The organism is Sphingomonas glacialis, assembly GCF_006439055.1.
GTDB lineage: Bacteria > Pseudomonadota > Alphaproteobacteria > Sphingomonadales > Sphingomonadaceae > Sphingomonas > Sphingomonas glacialis_A.
This window is the reverse complement of record NZ_RCZC01000002.1, coordinates 461,992-475,051: the sequence shown is the minus strand read 5'-3', so window position 1 is coordinate 475,051 and position 13,060 is coordinate 461,992. Positions and strand designations below refer to the sequence as shown.

17 protein-coding genes and 1 tRNA gene are annotated in these 13,060 nt (G+C 68.7%); 12 read left to right on the top strand and 6 right to left on the bottom strand.

From position 1 onward, the window contains the following. Nucleotides 1-257: 257 nt before the first annotated feature. Together EAH76_RS06025 and EAH76_RS06020 are read left to right on the top strand one after the other, a co-directional pair. On the top strand, nucleotides 258-518 hold the full coding sequence (locus EAH76_RS06025) for a type II toxin-antitoxin system ParD family antitoxin (protein ID WP_140849156.1): 261 nt from the start codon (nucleotides 258-260) through the stop codon (nucleotides 516-518). Beyond that, a complete protein-coding gene (locus EAH76_RS06020; protein WP_241659572.1) occupies nucleotides 466-798 on the top strand; it encodes a type II toxin-antitoxin system RelE/ParE family toxin in 333 nt (110 codons plus the stop codon). Before EAH76_RS06025 ends, EAH76_RS06020 begins: the two co-directional genes overlap by 53 nt. Here EAH76_RS06020 and cmk read toward each other — a convergent pair whose 3' ends face one another. Genes cmk through aroA form a run of 3 tightly spaced genes read right to left on the bottom strand, consistent with a single transcriptional unit; the run spans nucleotide 799 to nucleotide 3,016 of the window. Further along, nucleotides 799-1,425: a (d)CMP kinase gene (gene cmk / locus EAH76_RS06015; protein ID WP_140849152.1), complete on the bottom strand. Its 627-nt coding sequence runs from the start codon at nucleotides 1,423-1,425 to the stop codon at nucleotides 799-801. It lies immediately after the preceding gene. Beyond that, nucleotides 1,422-1,670, bottom strand: coding sequence for a CBU_0592 family membrane protein (locus tag EAH76_RS06010; RefSeq protein ID WP_194150942.1), 249 nt, complete (start codon nucleotides 1,668-1,670; stop codon nucleotides 1,422-1,424). The genes cmk and EAH76_RS06010 overlap by 4 nt, the downstream gene beginning before the upstream one ends. Beyond that, nucleotides 1,667-3,016: a 3-phosphoshikimate 1-carboxyvinyltransferase gene (gene aroA, locus EAH76_RS06005; RefSeq protein WP_140849150.1), complete on the bottom strand. Its 1,350-nt coding sequence runs from the start codon at nucleotides 3,014-3,016 to the stop codon at nucleotides 1,667-1,669. Before aroA ends, EAH76_RS06010 begins: the two co-directional genes overlap by 4 nt. Nucleotides 3,017-3,153: 137 nt before the next feature. Here aroA and EAH76_RS06000 point away from each other — a divergent pair, with 137 nt between their 5' ends. Both EAH76_RS06000 and EAH76_RS05995 read left to right on the top strand, forming a co-directional pair. After that, complete coding sequence (locus EAH76_RS06000; protein WP_133191968.1) at nucleotides 3,154-3,471, top strand: FYDLN acid domain-containing protein; 318 nt, start codon at nucleotides 3,154-3,156, stop codon at nucleotides 3,469-3,471. 127 nt (nucleotides 3,472-3,598) lie between these two features. After that, nucleotides 3,599-3,674 (top strand) — tRNA-Ala (locus EAH76_RS05995). A gap of 230 nt (nucleotides 3,675-3,904) precedes the next feature. On the opposite strand, the gene EAH76_RS05990 is transcribed toward EAH76_RS05995, so the two are convergent. From EAH76_RS05990 to EAH76_RS05980, 3 genes are read right to left on the bottom strand one after another with little or no spacing between them, the layout of a single operon-like run. Then, on the bottom strand, nucleotides 3,905-4,345 hold the full coding sequence (locus tag EAH76_RS05990) for a winged helix-turn-helix transcriptional regulator (RefSeq protein WP_161988978.1): 441 nt from the start codon (nucleotides 4,343-4,345) through the stop codon (nucleotides 3,905-3,907). A gap of 5 nt (nucleotides 4,346-4,350) precedes the next feature. Beyond that, nucleotides 4,351-5,514, bottom strand: coding sequence for a thiolase family protein (locus EAH76_RS05985; protein WP_140849146.1), 1,164 nt, complete (start codon nucleotides 5,512-5,514; stop codon nucleotides 4,351-4,353). Continuing rightward, the gene (locus EAH76_RS05980; RefSeq protein WP_140849144.1) at nucleotides 5,511-5,798 is read right to left on the bottom strand and encodes a hypothetical protein; all 288 of its coding nucleotides are present in this window, start codon (nucleotides 5,796-5,798) and stop codon (nucleotides 5,511-5,513) included. The genes EAH76_RS05985 and EAH76_RS05980 overlap by 4 nt, the downstream gene beginning before the upstream one ends. A gap of 91 nt (nucleotides 5,799-5,889) precedes the next feature. On the opposite strand from EAH76_RS05980, the gene EAH76_RS05975 reads away from it, so the two are divergent. The 8 genes from EAH76_RS05975 (at nucleotide 5,890) to lysA (ending at nucleotide 13,058) form a co-directional block, all read left to right on the top strand. Continuing rightward, the gene (locus tag EAH76_RS05975) at nucleotides 5,890-6,159 is read left to right on the top strand and encodes a hypothetical protein (protein ID WP_140849142.1); all 270 of its coding nucleotides are present in this window, start codon (nucleotides 5,890-5,892) and stop codon (nucleotides 6,157-6,159) included. A gap of 278 nt (nucleotides 6,160-6,437) precedes the next feature. Further along, nucleotides 6,438-6,953, top strand: coding sequence for an RNA polymerase sigma factor (locus tag EAH76_RS05970; protein WP_140849140.1), 516 nt, complete (start codon nucleotides 6,438-6,440; stop codon nucleotides 6,951-6,953). 33 nt (nucleotides 6,954-6,986) lie between these two features. Next, entirely contained in the window at nucleotides 6,987-7,937 is a 951-nt protein-coding gene (locus tag EAH76_RS05965; RefSeq protein ID WP_161988977.1) for a FecR family protein, read from the top strand. Next, nucleotides 7,924-10,338, top strand: a complete 2,415-nt coding sequence (locus EAH76_RS05960) for a TonB-dependent receptor domain-containing protein (RefSeq protein ID WP_140849137.1) — start codon at nucleotides 7,924-7,926, stop codon at nucleotides 10,336-10,338. Before EAH76_RS05965 ends, EAH76_RS05960 begins: the two co-directional genes overlap by 14 nt. Before the next feature lie 296 nt (nucleotides 10,339-10,634). Next, nucleotides 10,635-10,907 (top strand): hypothetical protein, encoded by a 273-nt coding sequence (locus EAH76_RS05955; protein ID WP_140849135.1) that lies wholly within the window; start codon nucleotides 10,635-10,637, stop codon nucleotides 10,905-10,907. A gap of 43 nt (nucleotides 10,908-10,950) precedes the next feature. After that, nucleotides 10,951-11,466, top strand: a complete 516-nt coding sequence (locus EAH76_RS05950; RefSeq protein ID WP_140849133.1) for an SAM-dependent methyltransferase — start codon at nucleotides 10,951-10,953, stop codon at nucleotides 11,464-11,466. After that, nucleotides 11,463-11,723, top strand: coding sequence for a hypothetical protein (locus tag EAH76_RS05945; RefSeq protein ID WP_140849131.1), 261 nt, complete (start codon nucleotides 11,463-11,465; stop codon nucleotides 11,721-11,723). Before EAH76_RS05950 ends, EAH76_RS05945 begins: the two co-directional genes overlap by 4 nt. 42 nt (nucleotides 11,724-11,765) lie before the next feature. Continuing rightward, complete coding sequence (gene lysA, locus EAH76_RS05940) at nucleotides 11,766-13,058, top strand: diaminopimelate decarboxylase (RefSeq protein WP_140849129.1); 1,293 nt, start codon at nucleotides 11,766-11,768, stop codon at nucleotides 13,056-13,058. Nucleotides 13,059-13,060: the final 2 nt, after the last annotated feature.

The following is a 13,060-nucleotide window of genomic DNA, read 5'->3' as shown; positions in this document are numbered from 1 at the left end:
CCAGCCGGTTGTCTCCGGCGGTCTTGGCCTATGTGTCGGAACAGCCGAATGCCGGGCCGACATCCGCCGATTGACGTTCGCGGGGGCGGGCAACTCGCTAAATGCGAAAAGGGCGCGAGAGGACATGCCTGTCGCGCCAGCCTCCGCGAGCACCGCTCGCCGGACCGCGCGTCTATAGCCTAGGGTGAGAGGGCGATCAAGTCGCGTCGGCATTGACAAAGATTGGCAATGTGAGACCTTCGACATCGGAGACTCACATGGCGACGATGAACATTTCCCTGCCGGATGCGATGAAGGACTGGGTCGAGGCGCAGGCCGCGACTGGCCGCTTCGGCAACAGCAGCGATGTCGTGCGCGACCTGATCCGGCGGGAGCAGGTTCGTTTAGATAAGATCGCCAACATGCAGAGGATGGTTGACGAAGCGCTGGCAAGCGGCGTTTCCGACCTAACAGCGGAAGACGTGTTTGCTGAAGCTCGCGGGCGTTTCCTCGCGCGCCGCAGCAGCGATGCCCTATAGGCTCTCGCATCAGGCGAGGCGCGACCTCGACGAAATCTACATCCGAGGGGCGGAGCTATTCGGCTTGGCCCAGGCCGACGAGTACAGCGCTGGCATGGCGCAGACGCTCACGTTCTTGGCGTCCTATCCGCGCGCAGCGAGGGAGCGAACCGAGATCGTGCCGCCGGTGCGGGCGCATCGGTACAAGTCGCATGTCGTGATCTATCGATTGGAGCCGGATGCGATCCTGATCTTGCGGGTGCGTCACGGACACGAAGATTGGACGTCTAGCCCCCTCTGATCAATCGCGCGCGATTCTCGATTCGACGATATCAATCGCGCGCTGGACCGAGGCCTCGATCGACAGGAAGCTCGTGTCGAGGAACGCCGCGTCATTGGCGGGAACGAGCGGCGCGTTCGAACGCGTCGAATCGCGCAGGTCGCGGGCGCGGATGTCGGCGAGCACCTTGTCGATGCTGATTGGCGACCCGTGCGATCGCAGCTCGGCGTGGCGGCGCTTGGCGCGGATGTTGGGGGTGGCGCGCACGAACAGTTTGGCTTCGGCATTGGGGGCGATCACCGTGCCGATGTCGCGCCCGTCGAGCACCGCGCCGCCCGGTTGCTGGGCGAAGCGCTTCTGCCGCTGGAGCAGCGAGGCGCGCACCAGCGGATGCGCCGAGACGACCGAGGCGAGCGAGCCGATCGCATCGCTGCGCAGCATCGGATCGTCGAGCAGCGAATCGTCGAAGTCGCACGCGGCGACCGCGTCGGCCTCGACCGACGGGTCGAGTTCGAGGCGCTGCACGTTCGCCGCGACCGCGCGATACAGCAGCCCGGTATCGAGGTGCGGCAGGCCATAATGGCGGGCGAGCGCACGCGCGATCGTGCCCTTGCCCGATGCAGCGGGTCCGTCGACAGCAATAATCATCGGCGTCTCGCCACGATACGTACCAATCCAATAAGAGCAATTGCCGCCCAGGCCAGTTCGAGGGCGAGCGCAGGGAGGTTGTAGTTCACCACGAGCGAGAGCGCGAGTAGCGACGCCCCAACAAAGTTGAGGCCGGTCGACAACAGGTTCGGCGCGGCATTGCGCAGCGTCTGGTAGGCGAAGCCCGCCAGGATGACGATCGCGCCGACGAACCCGATCAGGTCGGCGCTATGCGAATCGATCATGCGCCGCCGCTCTGCAGCTGCGCGATCTGGTCGAAGAAGGCGGGGTAGCTCGTTGCGACCGGCGATGCGTCGTCGAGCGTGATCGCGCCGCCGGCATTCCCCTTGCGGCAATGCAGCGCGGCGACCGCCATGCTCATCGCGATGCGGTGATCGAGCAGCGTCGCGATCGTCGCATCGCCGGGAAGCGGATCACCGCCAGTGCCGTCGATGATCATGCCGTCCTCGACCTCCTCGACGCGCGCGCCGGCGGCGCCGAGCGCGGCGGCCATTGCCGCAATGCGGTCCGATTCCTTGACGCGCAGTTCGTCGGCGCCGCGCGCGATCGTGCGGCCGGTGGCGAATGCCGCGGCGACGAACAGCACGGGATATTCGTCGATCATGCTCGGCGCGAGATCGGGCGGGATTTCAATGCCGGTGAGTGCCGCATGGCGCACGCGCAGATCGGCAACGGGTTCGCCGCCGACCTCGCGGGGGTTCTGCTCCTCGATGCTCGCGCCCATCAGGCGCAGCGCAGTGAACAGCCCGGCGCGCGTTGGGTTGAGCCCGACATTTTCGACCACCACGTCCGATCCCGGCACGATCGTCGCGGCGACGACGAGGAAGGCGGCGGAGGAGGGGTCGCCCGGTACGACGATCTGCTGCGGCTTGAGCTTGGCCTCGCCGGTGATCTCGATGATGCGGCCCTGTGGTGATGCTTCGACCGTGACGATCGCGCCGAACCCGCGCAGCATCCGCTCGCTATGGTCGCGCGTCGCGACCGGCTCGATGACGCGCGTGATGCCCGGCGTGTTGAGGCCGGCGAGCAGGACTGCCGACTTCACCTGCGCCGAGGCGACGGGGAGGGTGTAGGTGATCGGGATCGCGGGGCAGATGCCGCGCAACATCAGCGGCAGGCGGCCGCCCGGGCTCGACGTGATGTCGGCGCCCATTTGCGACAGCGGCGTGATGACGCGGCCCATCGGACGCTTCGACAAGGAGGCGTCGCCGATGAAGGTGGCGGTGATCGGATGGCTCGCGACCAGACCCATCAGCAGGCGCGTCGAAGTGCCCGAATTGCCCATCTCGAGCGCGGTCGCAGGCTGAAGCAGCCCACCGACGCCGACGCCCTGGACGCTCCACACGGCGTCGTCGCTGCGGCTGATCGTCGCGCCCATCGCGCGCATCGCGGCGGCGGTGGCGAGCACGTCTTCGCCCTCGAGCAGCCCCTCGATCCGGCTGGTGCCGACCGCCAGCGCGGAGAGCATCAGCGAACGGTGGCTGATCGACTTGTCGCCCGGCACGCGGACGCGGCCGGTAAGCGGGCCGGATGGTTGGATTTCGCGGGCGATAGGCGTAGGGTGTGTCATCGGGGCTGCGCTTTGACAGTGCGCTTGCGCTATGGCAAGGCGCGCACCACTTTGCGGCCCAGCGGGTCGCGAGACCCAATTCCTATCAGCCCAAGGCCGCAACGCCCTCCGGCTCAACAAAAAGGTTCAATCGGCATATGATCCAGCCGGAATGGGGCACGAAGCGTACGTGCCCGAAATGCGCCACCCGTTTCTACGATTTGGGCAAGGACGATCCCGTCACCTGCATCAATTGCGGTGCGCATTGGGAGCCCGAACCGATCCTGAAGTCGAAGCAGCCGCTGCCGTTCGAGCAGGCCAAGCCCGAGCTGGTCAAGAAGGACGACGATCTCGCCGGCGACGACGAGGATATCGACACCGGTGAAGACGAGGAGCCCTCGCCCGACGACGAGGTCGATCTCGGCGGCGACGACGATCTCGGCGTGGAAGCGCCGCAGAGCGAAGACGAGCATTGATCCACAGGTAATTGAAGTTTTTATGGCAAGCGACACTCAGATCGCTTGCCAAGGGCGCGTCGCCTCGGTAGGGGCGACGCCTTCCCGCAAAGAGGTTCCGGTTTCGGGCTTCTTTCCAGAATACGATGGGGCCGTAGCTCAGCTGGGAGAGCGTTCGCATGGCATGCGAAAGGTCAGGGGTTCGATCCCCCTCGGCTCCACCATTTCCAATACATAGCGCGCGATAAATCGCCGCGTTTCGGTGAGACTGCCCAGCGCGCAGCATCCCGACTGATCCCTTGCATCTTCCGCTTCAGGTTTCGTGCACCCTCGGGTCCGGCGTCGGGGAAGCGCTGCCTGCGTGGCCCGCTCGCCGGCGCCGCAGAGGCGCTCGATTCGGCTGAAGGCGCTGACCGGGTGCATTGCGCCAGCGCGCCACGCCGCTGTCGCGGGATCAGCCGGGATCGTGTTGCGGCGAGACGACGCCCTCGGTCAGCGCGGCGTCGCCCCGGTCCGCCCATCCGGCGAGCGCCTGGAACATCGCCACGCCGCGATGCCCCCATTCGGTCAGCTCATAGACCTGCACGCGGCCCGACGGCGGCACCCTTCGCTTGCGGATCATGCCGACCGACTGGAGTTCCAGCAGGCGCTGGGTGAGCACGTTTCGGCTGATCCCGGGCAGCTGATCGAACAGCCCGCCGAACCGCAGCGGCCCCGCCAGCAGGATGCGCACCGCGAGCATCGTCCAGCGCCGCGCGAAGATATCGAGCAGCGCGATTTCCGCGCGGGTCGGCGCGGCGAGCGGCGTGCTGGCCGTTTCGTACTCGAGGGGTGTGCCCAGATTGTACACCGTGCTTCCTTGTCGTTGTCCCGCCGCCGCTCCGGCGTCGGGCATGGCTGTTATTCGACCGATTCGAGGATGGTCGCGATTCCCTGGCCGCCACCGATGCATTGCGTGGCCAGCGCGTAGCGCTTGCCCTCGCGCCGCAGGATCTGGGCCGCCTTGGCGGTGATCCGCGCGCCGGTGGCGCCGAGCGGATGGCCGAGCGCGATCGCCCCGCCGTCGATGTTGACGCGCGCGCGGTCGATGCCGAGTTCCTCGATGCAGGCGAAGGCCTGGCTGCCAAAGGCTTCGTTGATCTCGACCACGTCTATATCGCCGATCGAAAGGCCGGCGCGTGCCAGCGCTTTCAGCGTCGCGGGAACCGGCCCCATGCCCATATATTCGGGCTCGACCCCGGCGATCGCGGTGCTCTTCACGCGCGCGAGAATGTCGAGCCCGTGCGCCCGCGCGAACGCCTCGGAGGTCACCAGCACCGCGACGGCGCCGTCGGTCAAAGGCGAGGCGGTCCCGGCGGTGACGGTGCCGTCGGCACCGAACGCCGGCTTCAGCGCGGCGAGCCCGTCGAGCGAGGTGAGCGGGCGCAGGCAGCCGTCGCGATCGACCACCGTGCCATCGGCGAGCGTGACGGGGACGATCTCCTCGTCGAGCCGCCCCGCGGCCTGTGCCGCCGCGGCCTTCTGCTGCGATTCGAATGCGATCTGTTCCTGCTGCGCGCGGGTGACGCCATAGCGGCGCGCGACATTCTCCGCGGTCACGCCCATCGCGACATAGGCCTCGGTCACGAACTCGGCATCGGGATAATCGGGGCCGTGGAAGCGCGGGTTGGGCGAGAAATTGAACCCGCCCTGCGGCACCATCGACATGCTCTCGACCCCGGCGCAGAGGAAGGCGTCGCCCGAACCGATCGCGATCTGCCCCGCCGCGGCGTGGATCGCGTACATCGAGGATCCGCAGAAGCGGTTGATCGTCGCACCGCCCACCTCCTTGGGCAGCCCTGCCAGAAGCCCCGCGATCCGCGCGATGTTGTTGCCTTGCGACGCCTCGGGATAGGCGCAGCCCATCAGGATATCCTCGATCAGCGCCGGGTCGATCCCCGAGCGCGCGACCACCGCCTTGATCGCCAGCGCGGCGAGATCGTCGGGTCGGCTGTCTTTCAACGCACCCTTGCGCGCAAAGGTGAAGGGGGTGCGCGCGAAGCCTGCAATCACGGTTCCGTTCATGATCGTCCTTCATTTTTGAGATGATGGACGACATATAATAGGGGATCGAGGCGCTGCAATGCGGCGCGGCGCCGATTTTCGATCGCCGGCGCCGATCGCGCACGGCAGCAGCCGCGATCCGCGCGGTAGACGCGCCCGATACTCCAGGCGGCCTGATGGTCCACGACATCGACCGGGGATAATTGCGGAGCGGGCAGAGGGTCGAGCACGGGGACCATTACTGCGTGCGCAACCGATTCATCGGGCATCGCGGACAGATCGTCCGTATCGGGCACGATCGGCATCGGCCGACCGCCGACCGCGACGGGTGGCCGCGGATGGACCGCGCGCTTGGGGGCAAACGGCTAGCAATCCGTCACATCGCTGCCGCGCGCGGTGGAGAAGGCGGGGAAATTCGCCGGGCTGCGCGGTCCCGGCTTCGAATTCGGCCGTGACCATGGCGACGCCGAACGCATCGCGGCCCTTTTTCAGCATGGCGAGCATACGGGTTTCGGTGATGCTCAAGGCGATATCCTTCTCGATCCGCAGGTGGCTGATATGACGAAGACGGAGCGTCGGCGGCGAACCCGTAAGCGTTTTGGTGGCGTCGCGTTCTTCTGCGGAGCGGCGCGGCGTTACGGGTTGCACGCGGGGGTGCCGTCCTAGCGACATGTCGCTGGCGGTGATCGCGCTCGTGAACTCGGCAGCTTCGGCATGCAGCCCGTAACGCCACGCGCAACCGCCCAGGAATGAGATTTTTCGCTACAGATGCAGCAAACCAATTTTCGTTATAGACTTGTGTTATGCAAGGGACTTGGCAAGCCGGGTGTCGCAGATCTAGAGGCGCGGACACCCGACGCAGGACGGCAGCGTCGGCGCCGATCCGCTGCGCGTCGGCTGGCGCGGCGCGCGGCGCAGCATGACGATGGACCCTGGTTTTCGAAATGGATGCAGAACGGCAGGAAAGCGGGCTGCAACTCCTGATCCTCCATGAGCGTGCCCGACTCTTACGCTTTCTCGCCGCGCGCGGCGCGGGCGACGAGGCCGAGGACGTGCTCCAGGATCTGTGGCGGCGCGTCGCCGTAGCGACCGGGCAGCCGATCGCCGACCCGATCTCGTATCTCTTTCGCGCTGCCGAAAATCTGATGCGCGACCGGCGCCTGTCCGATCTCAGCCGCGAGCGCCGACACCACGATTGGCACAGCGCCGGCGATGCGCCCGCCGATCTCCCGGGCGGTGACCGCACGCTGATCGCGCGACAACGGTTGCGCGAGGCCGAAGCGGTGCTCGCCGCGCTCGGCCCGCGCGTCGACCGCGTCTTCCGGCGCTACCGGCTCGAGGGCGAGAGCCAGGCGTCGATCGCCACGGCATTGGGGGTGAGCCTGAGTTCGGTCGAGAAGGATCTGCAAAAGGCCTATCGGGCGCTCGCTGCATTAAAGGTAAAACTCGATGCGGAATGAGCGACACCAATCCGTCTTAGGGGGGAGATGGTCATGAGCGCGCCCGATTCCGCAACGGTCGAGGAAACGGCGCGCCGGTGGGTGCTCCGCGTCCACGCTGCGGCGTTCGCCGATTGGGACGGCCTGACCGACTGGCTCGAACGCGATCCCGCGCATCTCACCGCTTACGACGCCGCGGTGGTGGACGATGCGTGGGTGGAAGCGGTGCTGCGGATGCCGCCGCTGCCGATCGCCGTCGAAACGCTTGCGCGGCCGCGAGCGGGTCGGCGCTGGGCGATGGTTGGTGGGGCGGCGGCTGCCGCGGCTGCGCTCGCGCTCGTCGGCAGCTGGCTCGCTCCCGCGGCCGCGCCACAGGAGATCGCCACGGGGCCGGGGCAGCGTCGCAGCATCACACTGGCCGATGGCTCGACGATCGTGCTGAACGGCAATACGCGGGTCGCCTTTGCCGCGGACCGGCCACGCGCGGTGACGCTCGCGGCGGGCGAGGCGCTGTTCACCATCCGCCACAATCCGCGCGACCCGTTCGTCGTGACGGTGGGGGGGACGCGCCTGGTCGATGCCGGAACGGTGTTCGATGTCGTCCGCGACGGCGACGCGCTCGACGTCACGGTGGCGCAGGGCGTGGTGGTCTACGCCCCCGACACCGACCATATCCGGCTCGATGCCGGCGCGCGCCTGACGCGGGCGTCCGCCATGGGGCAGCCGCGGGTCGGCCGGGCCAGCGCGGAGAGCATCGGGAGCTGGCGCAGCGGTCGTCTCTCGTACGACGATGCGCCGCTCGAGCGCGTGGCGCGGGACTTGAGCCGCAATATCGGGGCGCCGATCCGCGTGTCGGACCAGGCGCGCGACCTGCGTTTCAGCGGCACCGTGACCCTGGCCGACACCGCGCAACGGACGCTCGAGCGGGCCGGCCCGTTGCTCGGCGTTCGCTTCGTCCGCGCGAAAGCGGGATGGGCGATGACCGTGACCGATGCGGCACCGTAATATGCTCTGGCCGTTTGCCGCGGCCTGTATCGCGACCCCCGCACTGGCGCAGGACCGCGCCACCTCGGTCGACGTTCCCGCTGCACCGCTGGCGCAGGCGGTCCACACGCTGAGCCTCCAGACCGGGACCAGTATCGGCTTTCACGATAGTCGCCTCGCGGCGATCGTCGTGCGGCGCGCACGCGGGCGGCTGACCGCGGTGCAGGCGCTCGCCTGCATGCTGAAGAACACCGGTCTGCGCGCGCGCCGCGTCGCCCCCGCGACCTATCTGGTCGAGGCGGCGCCCGTGGTGGCCGTTTCGGCGCCGGTGGCCGGCCCGCCGGTGGCGCCCGCGATGGCCGAATCCGAACCGCGCGATATCGTGGTGACGGGATCGAAGCGCGACATTCCGCTCGGTGCCTATCCCGGCGGCGTGGAGATCATCGACGGCCGCAGCCTGAGCGCGGCAGCGGCGGGGCATGGCAACGCTTTGCTCGAGACGCTGCTCGCCAGCGTCGCCTCGACGCATCTCGGCCCGGGGCGCGACAAACTGTTCATCCGCGGCATCGCCGATTCGAGCTTCGTCGGGCCGACGCAGGCGACCGTCGGGCAATATTGGGGCAACAGCCGCATCACCTACAGTGCGCCCGACCCGAGCTTGCGGCTCTATGATATCGAGCGGGTGGAGGTGCTCGAGGGGCCGCAGGGCACGCTCTATGGGGCGGGGTCGCTCGGCGGCGTGGTGCGCGTCGTGCCGCGCGCGCCCGAACTCAGCACGCTTGGCGGGCAGATCTGGGGCGGCGTCCAGGCGGTGCAGCATGGCGGGGTGGGGGGCGATGGCGGTGCCGTGCTCAACGTCCCTGTGCTGCCCGGTCGCGCGGCGGTGCGCGCGCTGGTCTTCGCCTCGAGCGATGCCGGCTATATCGATGACGTGCAGCGCGGACTAAAGAACACCAATCGCGTGCGCACGCTTGGCGGGCGGCTTGGCGTCCGGATCGAGCCCGGGGACGGGTGGACCGTCGATGTCGACGGCGTCGGCCAGGCGATCCACGGCGACGATGCGCAATATGCCGACCGCGGCGGCAATGGCCTGACCCGCGCCAGCGCGATCGCGCGGCCCTATCACGACCGTTACGGCCTGGCGGAGGTGGTTGCGCGCAGACGCTCGGGCACGCTCGATGTGTCGGCGTCGTTGAGCTATAGCAGACAGAGCGTGGCGGAGATTTTCGACGCGCTGGAACTGGCCGATCTCGCCAGGCCGACGGTCACTCCCGGGAGCGACGGTACGATCGCCGCGGTCGGGCAGACGAACCAGATCGAGCTGATATCGGCCGAGGGGCGCATCGTCCGCCACAGCGGCGACGGCACCGGCTGGATCGTCGGCCTGAGCCTGCTCAGCAATCGCGCGAGCCTCAATCGCCAGACCTATCTCGGCCTTGGCGGGGCCTTCGCGTCGGCGCCGCTGACCGGGGTCCGCAACACGGCACAGGAAGCGACGGTCTTTGGCGAGAAAACGGTCGCGCCGCTGCGCCGCGTGACGGTGACGATCGGCGGGCGCCTGACGACGGTACGCTTGTCGGGCAGATCGCTCGATGCCGTCGATCTGGTGGCGCTGCGCGTCGATCCGGGGGCGGGGGCGTCGCGCAGCGAGACGCGTTTTCTCCCATCGGCCGCGATCGGCTATCGCATCGACGACAGCGCGACGCTGTTCGCGCGCTATCAGCAGGGCTTCCGGCCCGGCGGGGTCGGGCTGCGCGAGGATTTTATCGAGCATTTCAGGGGAGATCGACTCGGCGCGCTGGAGGCGGGCGTGCGGCGCCACACTCGCCGGCTCGATGCGAGCGTTGGCGCGGCGTGGACGAGGTGGACCAGCATCCAGGCCGATCTGATCGACGGGCTGGGCTTCCCGACCACCTCGAACATCGGCGACGGGCGCATCCTGTCGCTCGGCGTCGCGACGAAATGGCGACCGGTCGATGGGCTCGAGTTCGATGGCGCGCTCTATATCAACGATAGCCGGGTGACCGAATTCTCGCCCGCTGCGCTCGGCTTAGACGGCGTCACGCTGCATTCGAGCCGTTTGCCCAACGTGGCCGATGCGAGCGGTCGGATCGGTCTGACCTACCAGCATCGCCTTGCGGGTACGACGGCGCTCCAGCTGTCGGGTTTCGGTCGCTATATCGGCCATTCGACGCTCGGCGTCGGCACGATCCTCGAAAAGCCGCAGGGATGCTATTGGGATACCGGCACCGAGCTGCGCCTCGGCCCGCCGCGCCATGGGATCAGCCTGGCGGTGACCAATCTGTTCGACACGCGCGGCAACCGCTTCGCCTTTGGCTCGCCCTTCCTGCTGCGCGATCATGACGAAATCACCCCGCTGCAGCCGCGCAGCGTTCGCCTGGGCTTCGACCGGGTATTCTGAGCCGTCGGGCGGTGCGCAGGTGCTGGCCTCGGTGGTCGCGTGGCACCGGCCCGTGGCGGCCAGCGAGGATGCGCCGGCGGTGAGGCTGTCCCAGCGGTGAGCCGCGCCCGGTCGGTCGCTGAAGCCCCCGCCGGGCAGCGAGACGTGCGCGAGCCCTTACGCCGATTCTATGTCCCCCGCGGCCAATCCGCATCGCCCCTTTATGCGGTCGAGCCCTATCTGCTTCGCTGCAAGCACGTCCCCCCGTCACACCTTCACGGTGCGAGCACGGCGGATCAGCATGAGGAAGCGTAGCCATGATAGCGTCACTCGACCCGGAGCCCGACCCAACCCGCCCGGTCCTCAAGGTCGGACAGGATCGCGCCGGCCATTGGCTGGTGCAGAACGATGGCGGCACGCTCGAGGGCCGCTTCGTGTCGCGCACCGCGGCGATCGGCTTCGCCCGGGGCGAACTCCATGCCTTTCCCGGCGGCACGATCGTGATGGCGGCAATGCCGCTGGTCCCGACGATCTCCTTCGCGCCGGTCCAGCCGTGGGAAACCGCGCAGCACTATCGCAGGGCCGCCTGATGCGCCCGCCGCTGATCCGCAGCCCGCTCCCGGGTGCCGGGCGATGACCTATGTTGCCGAATATGGGATCGACGCCCCGATCCGCGCACGCCCGGCCTCGCCCAAGCGCTGCAAGGGCGCCCGCCGCCCGCGCTGCCGCGATACGCGCTGGCCCGAGGTGGCAGCGGCGCTCTCCGCATTACGCGCCGCCAAGCGCTGCAGCGTGCGGATTGTCGATGCCGATTGCGGAGCGGGGACGCTGCTGCTGTGCGCGGTACGTTTCGCCCGCGCGCTGGGGTTCACCGCGATCGAGGCGCGCGGGATCGACGCGGCCCCGGCGCTGATCGGCCGCGCGCGCGCAGCGGCAGCCGCGGTGCACGATCCGGCGATTGGCATCGTCTTCGAGCGCGGCGAGCCGATCGCGGCGCTGGGCGAGGAGTGCGCGTTTCCCGCCGACATCGTGCTGTGGCACGGCTCCGACGGCGCACCGGACGACGCTGCGATCCGCGCCGAACGCGCGGCGCTCTGCGCAGGGCATGCCGTGATTGCGGATCACGCCTCGGCGCGGCGCGCAGCATGACGCATCGCGACCGCTTATGGCGCGGGCTCGGCGTCGCGCTTGTCGTCGTGGCCAGCGCCGTCCGCATGACGGAGGGCTTCGAGACGCAGATCGGTGCGGGTCTCGCGGCCTTCATCCTGATGCTCGCCGGCCTCGTACTCATCGTCCAGGGCAAGCGCGTTCCCGCCGCACTGCGCATCGAGCGCAGCCGCCACCGCCTGCTTGCCCAGGCGATCCGCGACCGCCGCCACCGGCGCCCCGGCGACGGCGACGCCTGATCCGCGCGATCTATCGCGGCCCCTCTGCACTATGGAATGCCTATGCCACTCCCTTTCGACTGTCGCGACGGCGTCCTCCATGTCGAGGACGTGCCGCTGCCCGCGATCGCGGCTGCGGTCGGCACGCCAACCTATGTCTATTCGACCGCGGCATTGCGCGCCTCCGCGCGTGCGTTTCGCGCCGGGCTGGCGGCGGTGCCGCGCAAGCAGCTTGCCTTTGCGGTCAAGGCCAATCCGAACCTGGCAGTGCTGACGCTGCTCGCCGCCGAAGGCTATGGCGCCGATATCGTCTCGGCGGGCGAAATGCTTCACGCCCTGGCGGCGGGAATGCCCGCGCGCAGCCTGATCTTTTCGGGGGTCGGCAAGACGCGGCGCGAGCTCGCCGCCGCGCTCGATGCCGGGATCGGGCAGTTCAACCTCGAGCTGGAAGAGGAAGGCGTCGTCCTTGCCGCGATGGCCGCGGCGCGCGGTGAGCGCGCGCCGGCGGTGCTGCGGGTCAACCCCGATGTCGATGCCGGCACCCACGCCAAGATCTCGACCGGCCGCAAGCAGAACAAGTTCGGCGTCGCGATCGCGGATGCGGGCGCGATCTATGCGCGGCTGGCGACGCTCCACGGGCTCGACCTGCGCGGCATCGCGATCCATATCGGCAGCCAGCTGTCGGATCTGGGGCCGCTCGAAGCCGCGTATGCGCGGATCGGCCGGCTCGTCGCCGAGCTTCGCGCGGCGGGGCACGCGATAACGCATGTCGATCTTGGCGGTGGGCTTGGCCTCGCGTACCGGCCGGAGGAGGTGATGCCGAGCCCGGCAGCCTATGGCGCGATGGTCGCGCGCGTGACGCGCGATTGGGACGTGACGCTGCTGTTCGAACCGGGCCGCTTCATCGCGGGCGACGCCGGCGTGCTGCTGACCGAAGTGCTGTGGGTCAAACCCGGCGCGGTCGATCCCTATGTCATCGTCGATGCCGCGATGAACGACCTCGCGCGCCCCGCGCTCTACGACGCCTATCACGACTTCGTCGCGGTCCGCCCGAGCGGCGCGCGGATGACCGCCAATATCGCCGGCCCGGTGTGCGAGAGCGGCGACACCTTCGCGATGGGTCGCGACATCGACGACGTGGCGGCGGGCGATCTGGCGGTGTTTCGCACCGCGGGTGCTTACGGCGCGACGATGGCCTCGACCTATAATTGCCGTGCGTTGGTGCCCGAGGTGCTGGTCGACGGCGATCGCTTCGCGCTCGTCGCCGATCGGATCACGCCCGCAGCGATGCTCGCCGCGCAGCATCTTTCGCCGTGGATGGCGGACGAAGCGGCCGTTCCGCGCGAGGCCGCCTGACG

Bases quoted from the DNA above. Each gene is read 5' to 3' on its own strand.
- EAH76_RS06025 (WP_140849156.1), top strand. From the start codon at position 258: ATGGCGACGATGAACATTTCCCTGCCGGATGCGATGAAGGACTGGGTC.
- cmk (WP_140849152.1), bottom strand. From the start codon at position 1,425: ATGATTATTGCTGTCGACGGACCCGCTGCATCGGGCAAGGGCACGATC.
- EAH76_RS06010 (WP_194150942.1), bottom strand. From the start codon at position 1,670: ATGATCGATTCGCATAGCGCCGACCTGATCGGGTTCGTCGGCGCGATC.
- aroA (WP_140849150.1), bottom strand. From the start codon at position 3,016: ATGACACACCCTACGCCTATCGCCCGCGAAATCCAACCATCCGGCCCG.
- EAH76_RS06000 (WP_133191968.1), top strand. From the start codon at position 3,154: ATGATCCAGCCGGAATGGGGCACGAAGCGTACGTGCCCGAAATGCGCC.
- EAH76_RS05990 (WP_161988978.1), bottom strand. From the start codon at position 4,345: ATGCCCGACGCCGGAGCGGCGGCGGGACAACGACAAGGAAGCACGGTG.
- EAH76_RS05985 (WP_140849146.1), bottom strand. From the start codon at position 5,514: ATGAACGGAACCGTGATTGCAGGCTTCGCGCGCACCCCCTTCACCTTT.
- EAH76_RS05980 (WP_140849144.1), bottom strand. From the start codon at position 5,798: ATGCCGATCGTGCCCGATACGGACGATCTGTCCGCGATGCCCGATGAA.
- EAH76_RS05970 (WP_140849140.1), top strand. From the start codon at position 6,438: ATGGATGCAGAACGGCAGGAAAGCGGGCTGCAACTCCTGATCCTCCAT.
- EAH76_RS05965 (WP_161988977.1), top strand. From the start codon at position 6,987: ATGAGCGCGCCCGATTCCGCAACGGTCGAGGAAACGGCGCGCCGGTGG.
- EAH76_RS05960 (WP_140849137.1), top strand. From the start codon at position 7,924: ATGCGGCACCGTAATATGCTCTGGCCGTTTGCCGCGGCCTGTATCGCG.
- EAH76_RS05955 (WP_140849135.1), top strand. From the start codon at position 10,635: ATGATAGCGTCACTCGACCCGGAGCCCGACCCAACCCGCCCGGTCCTC.
- EAH76_RS05950 (WP_140849133.1), top strand. From the start codon at position 10,951: ATGACCTATGTTGCCGAATATGGGATCGACGCCCCGATCCGCGCACGC.
- EAH76_RS05945 (WP_140849131.1), top strand. From the start codon at position 11,463: ATGACGCATCGCGACCGCTTATGGCGCGGGCTCGGCGTCGCGCTTGTC.
- lysA (WP_140849129.1), top strand. From the start codon at position 11,766: ATGCCACTCCCTTTCGACTGTCGCGACGGCGTCCTCCATGTCGAGGAC.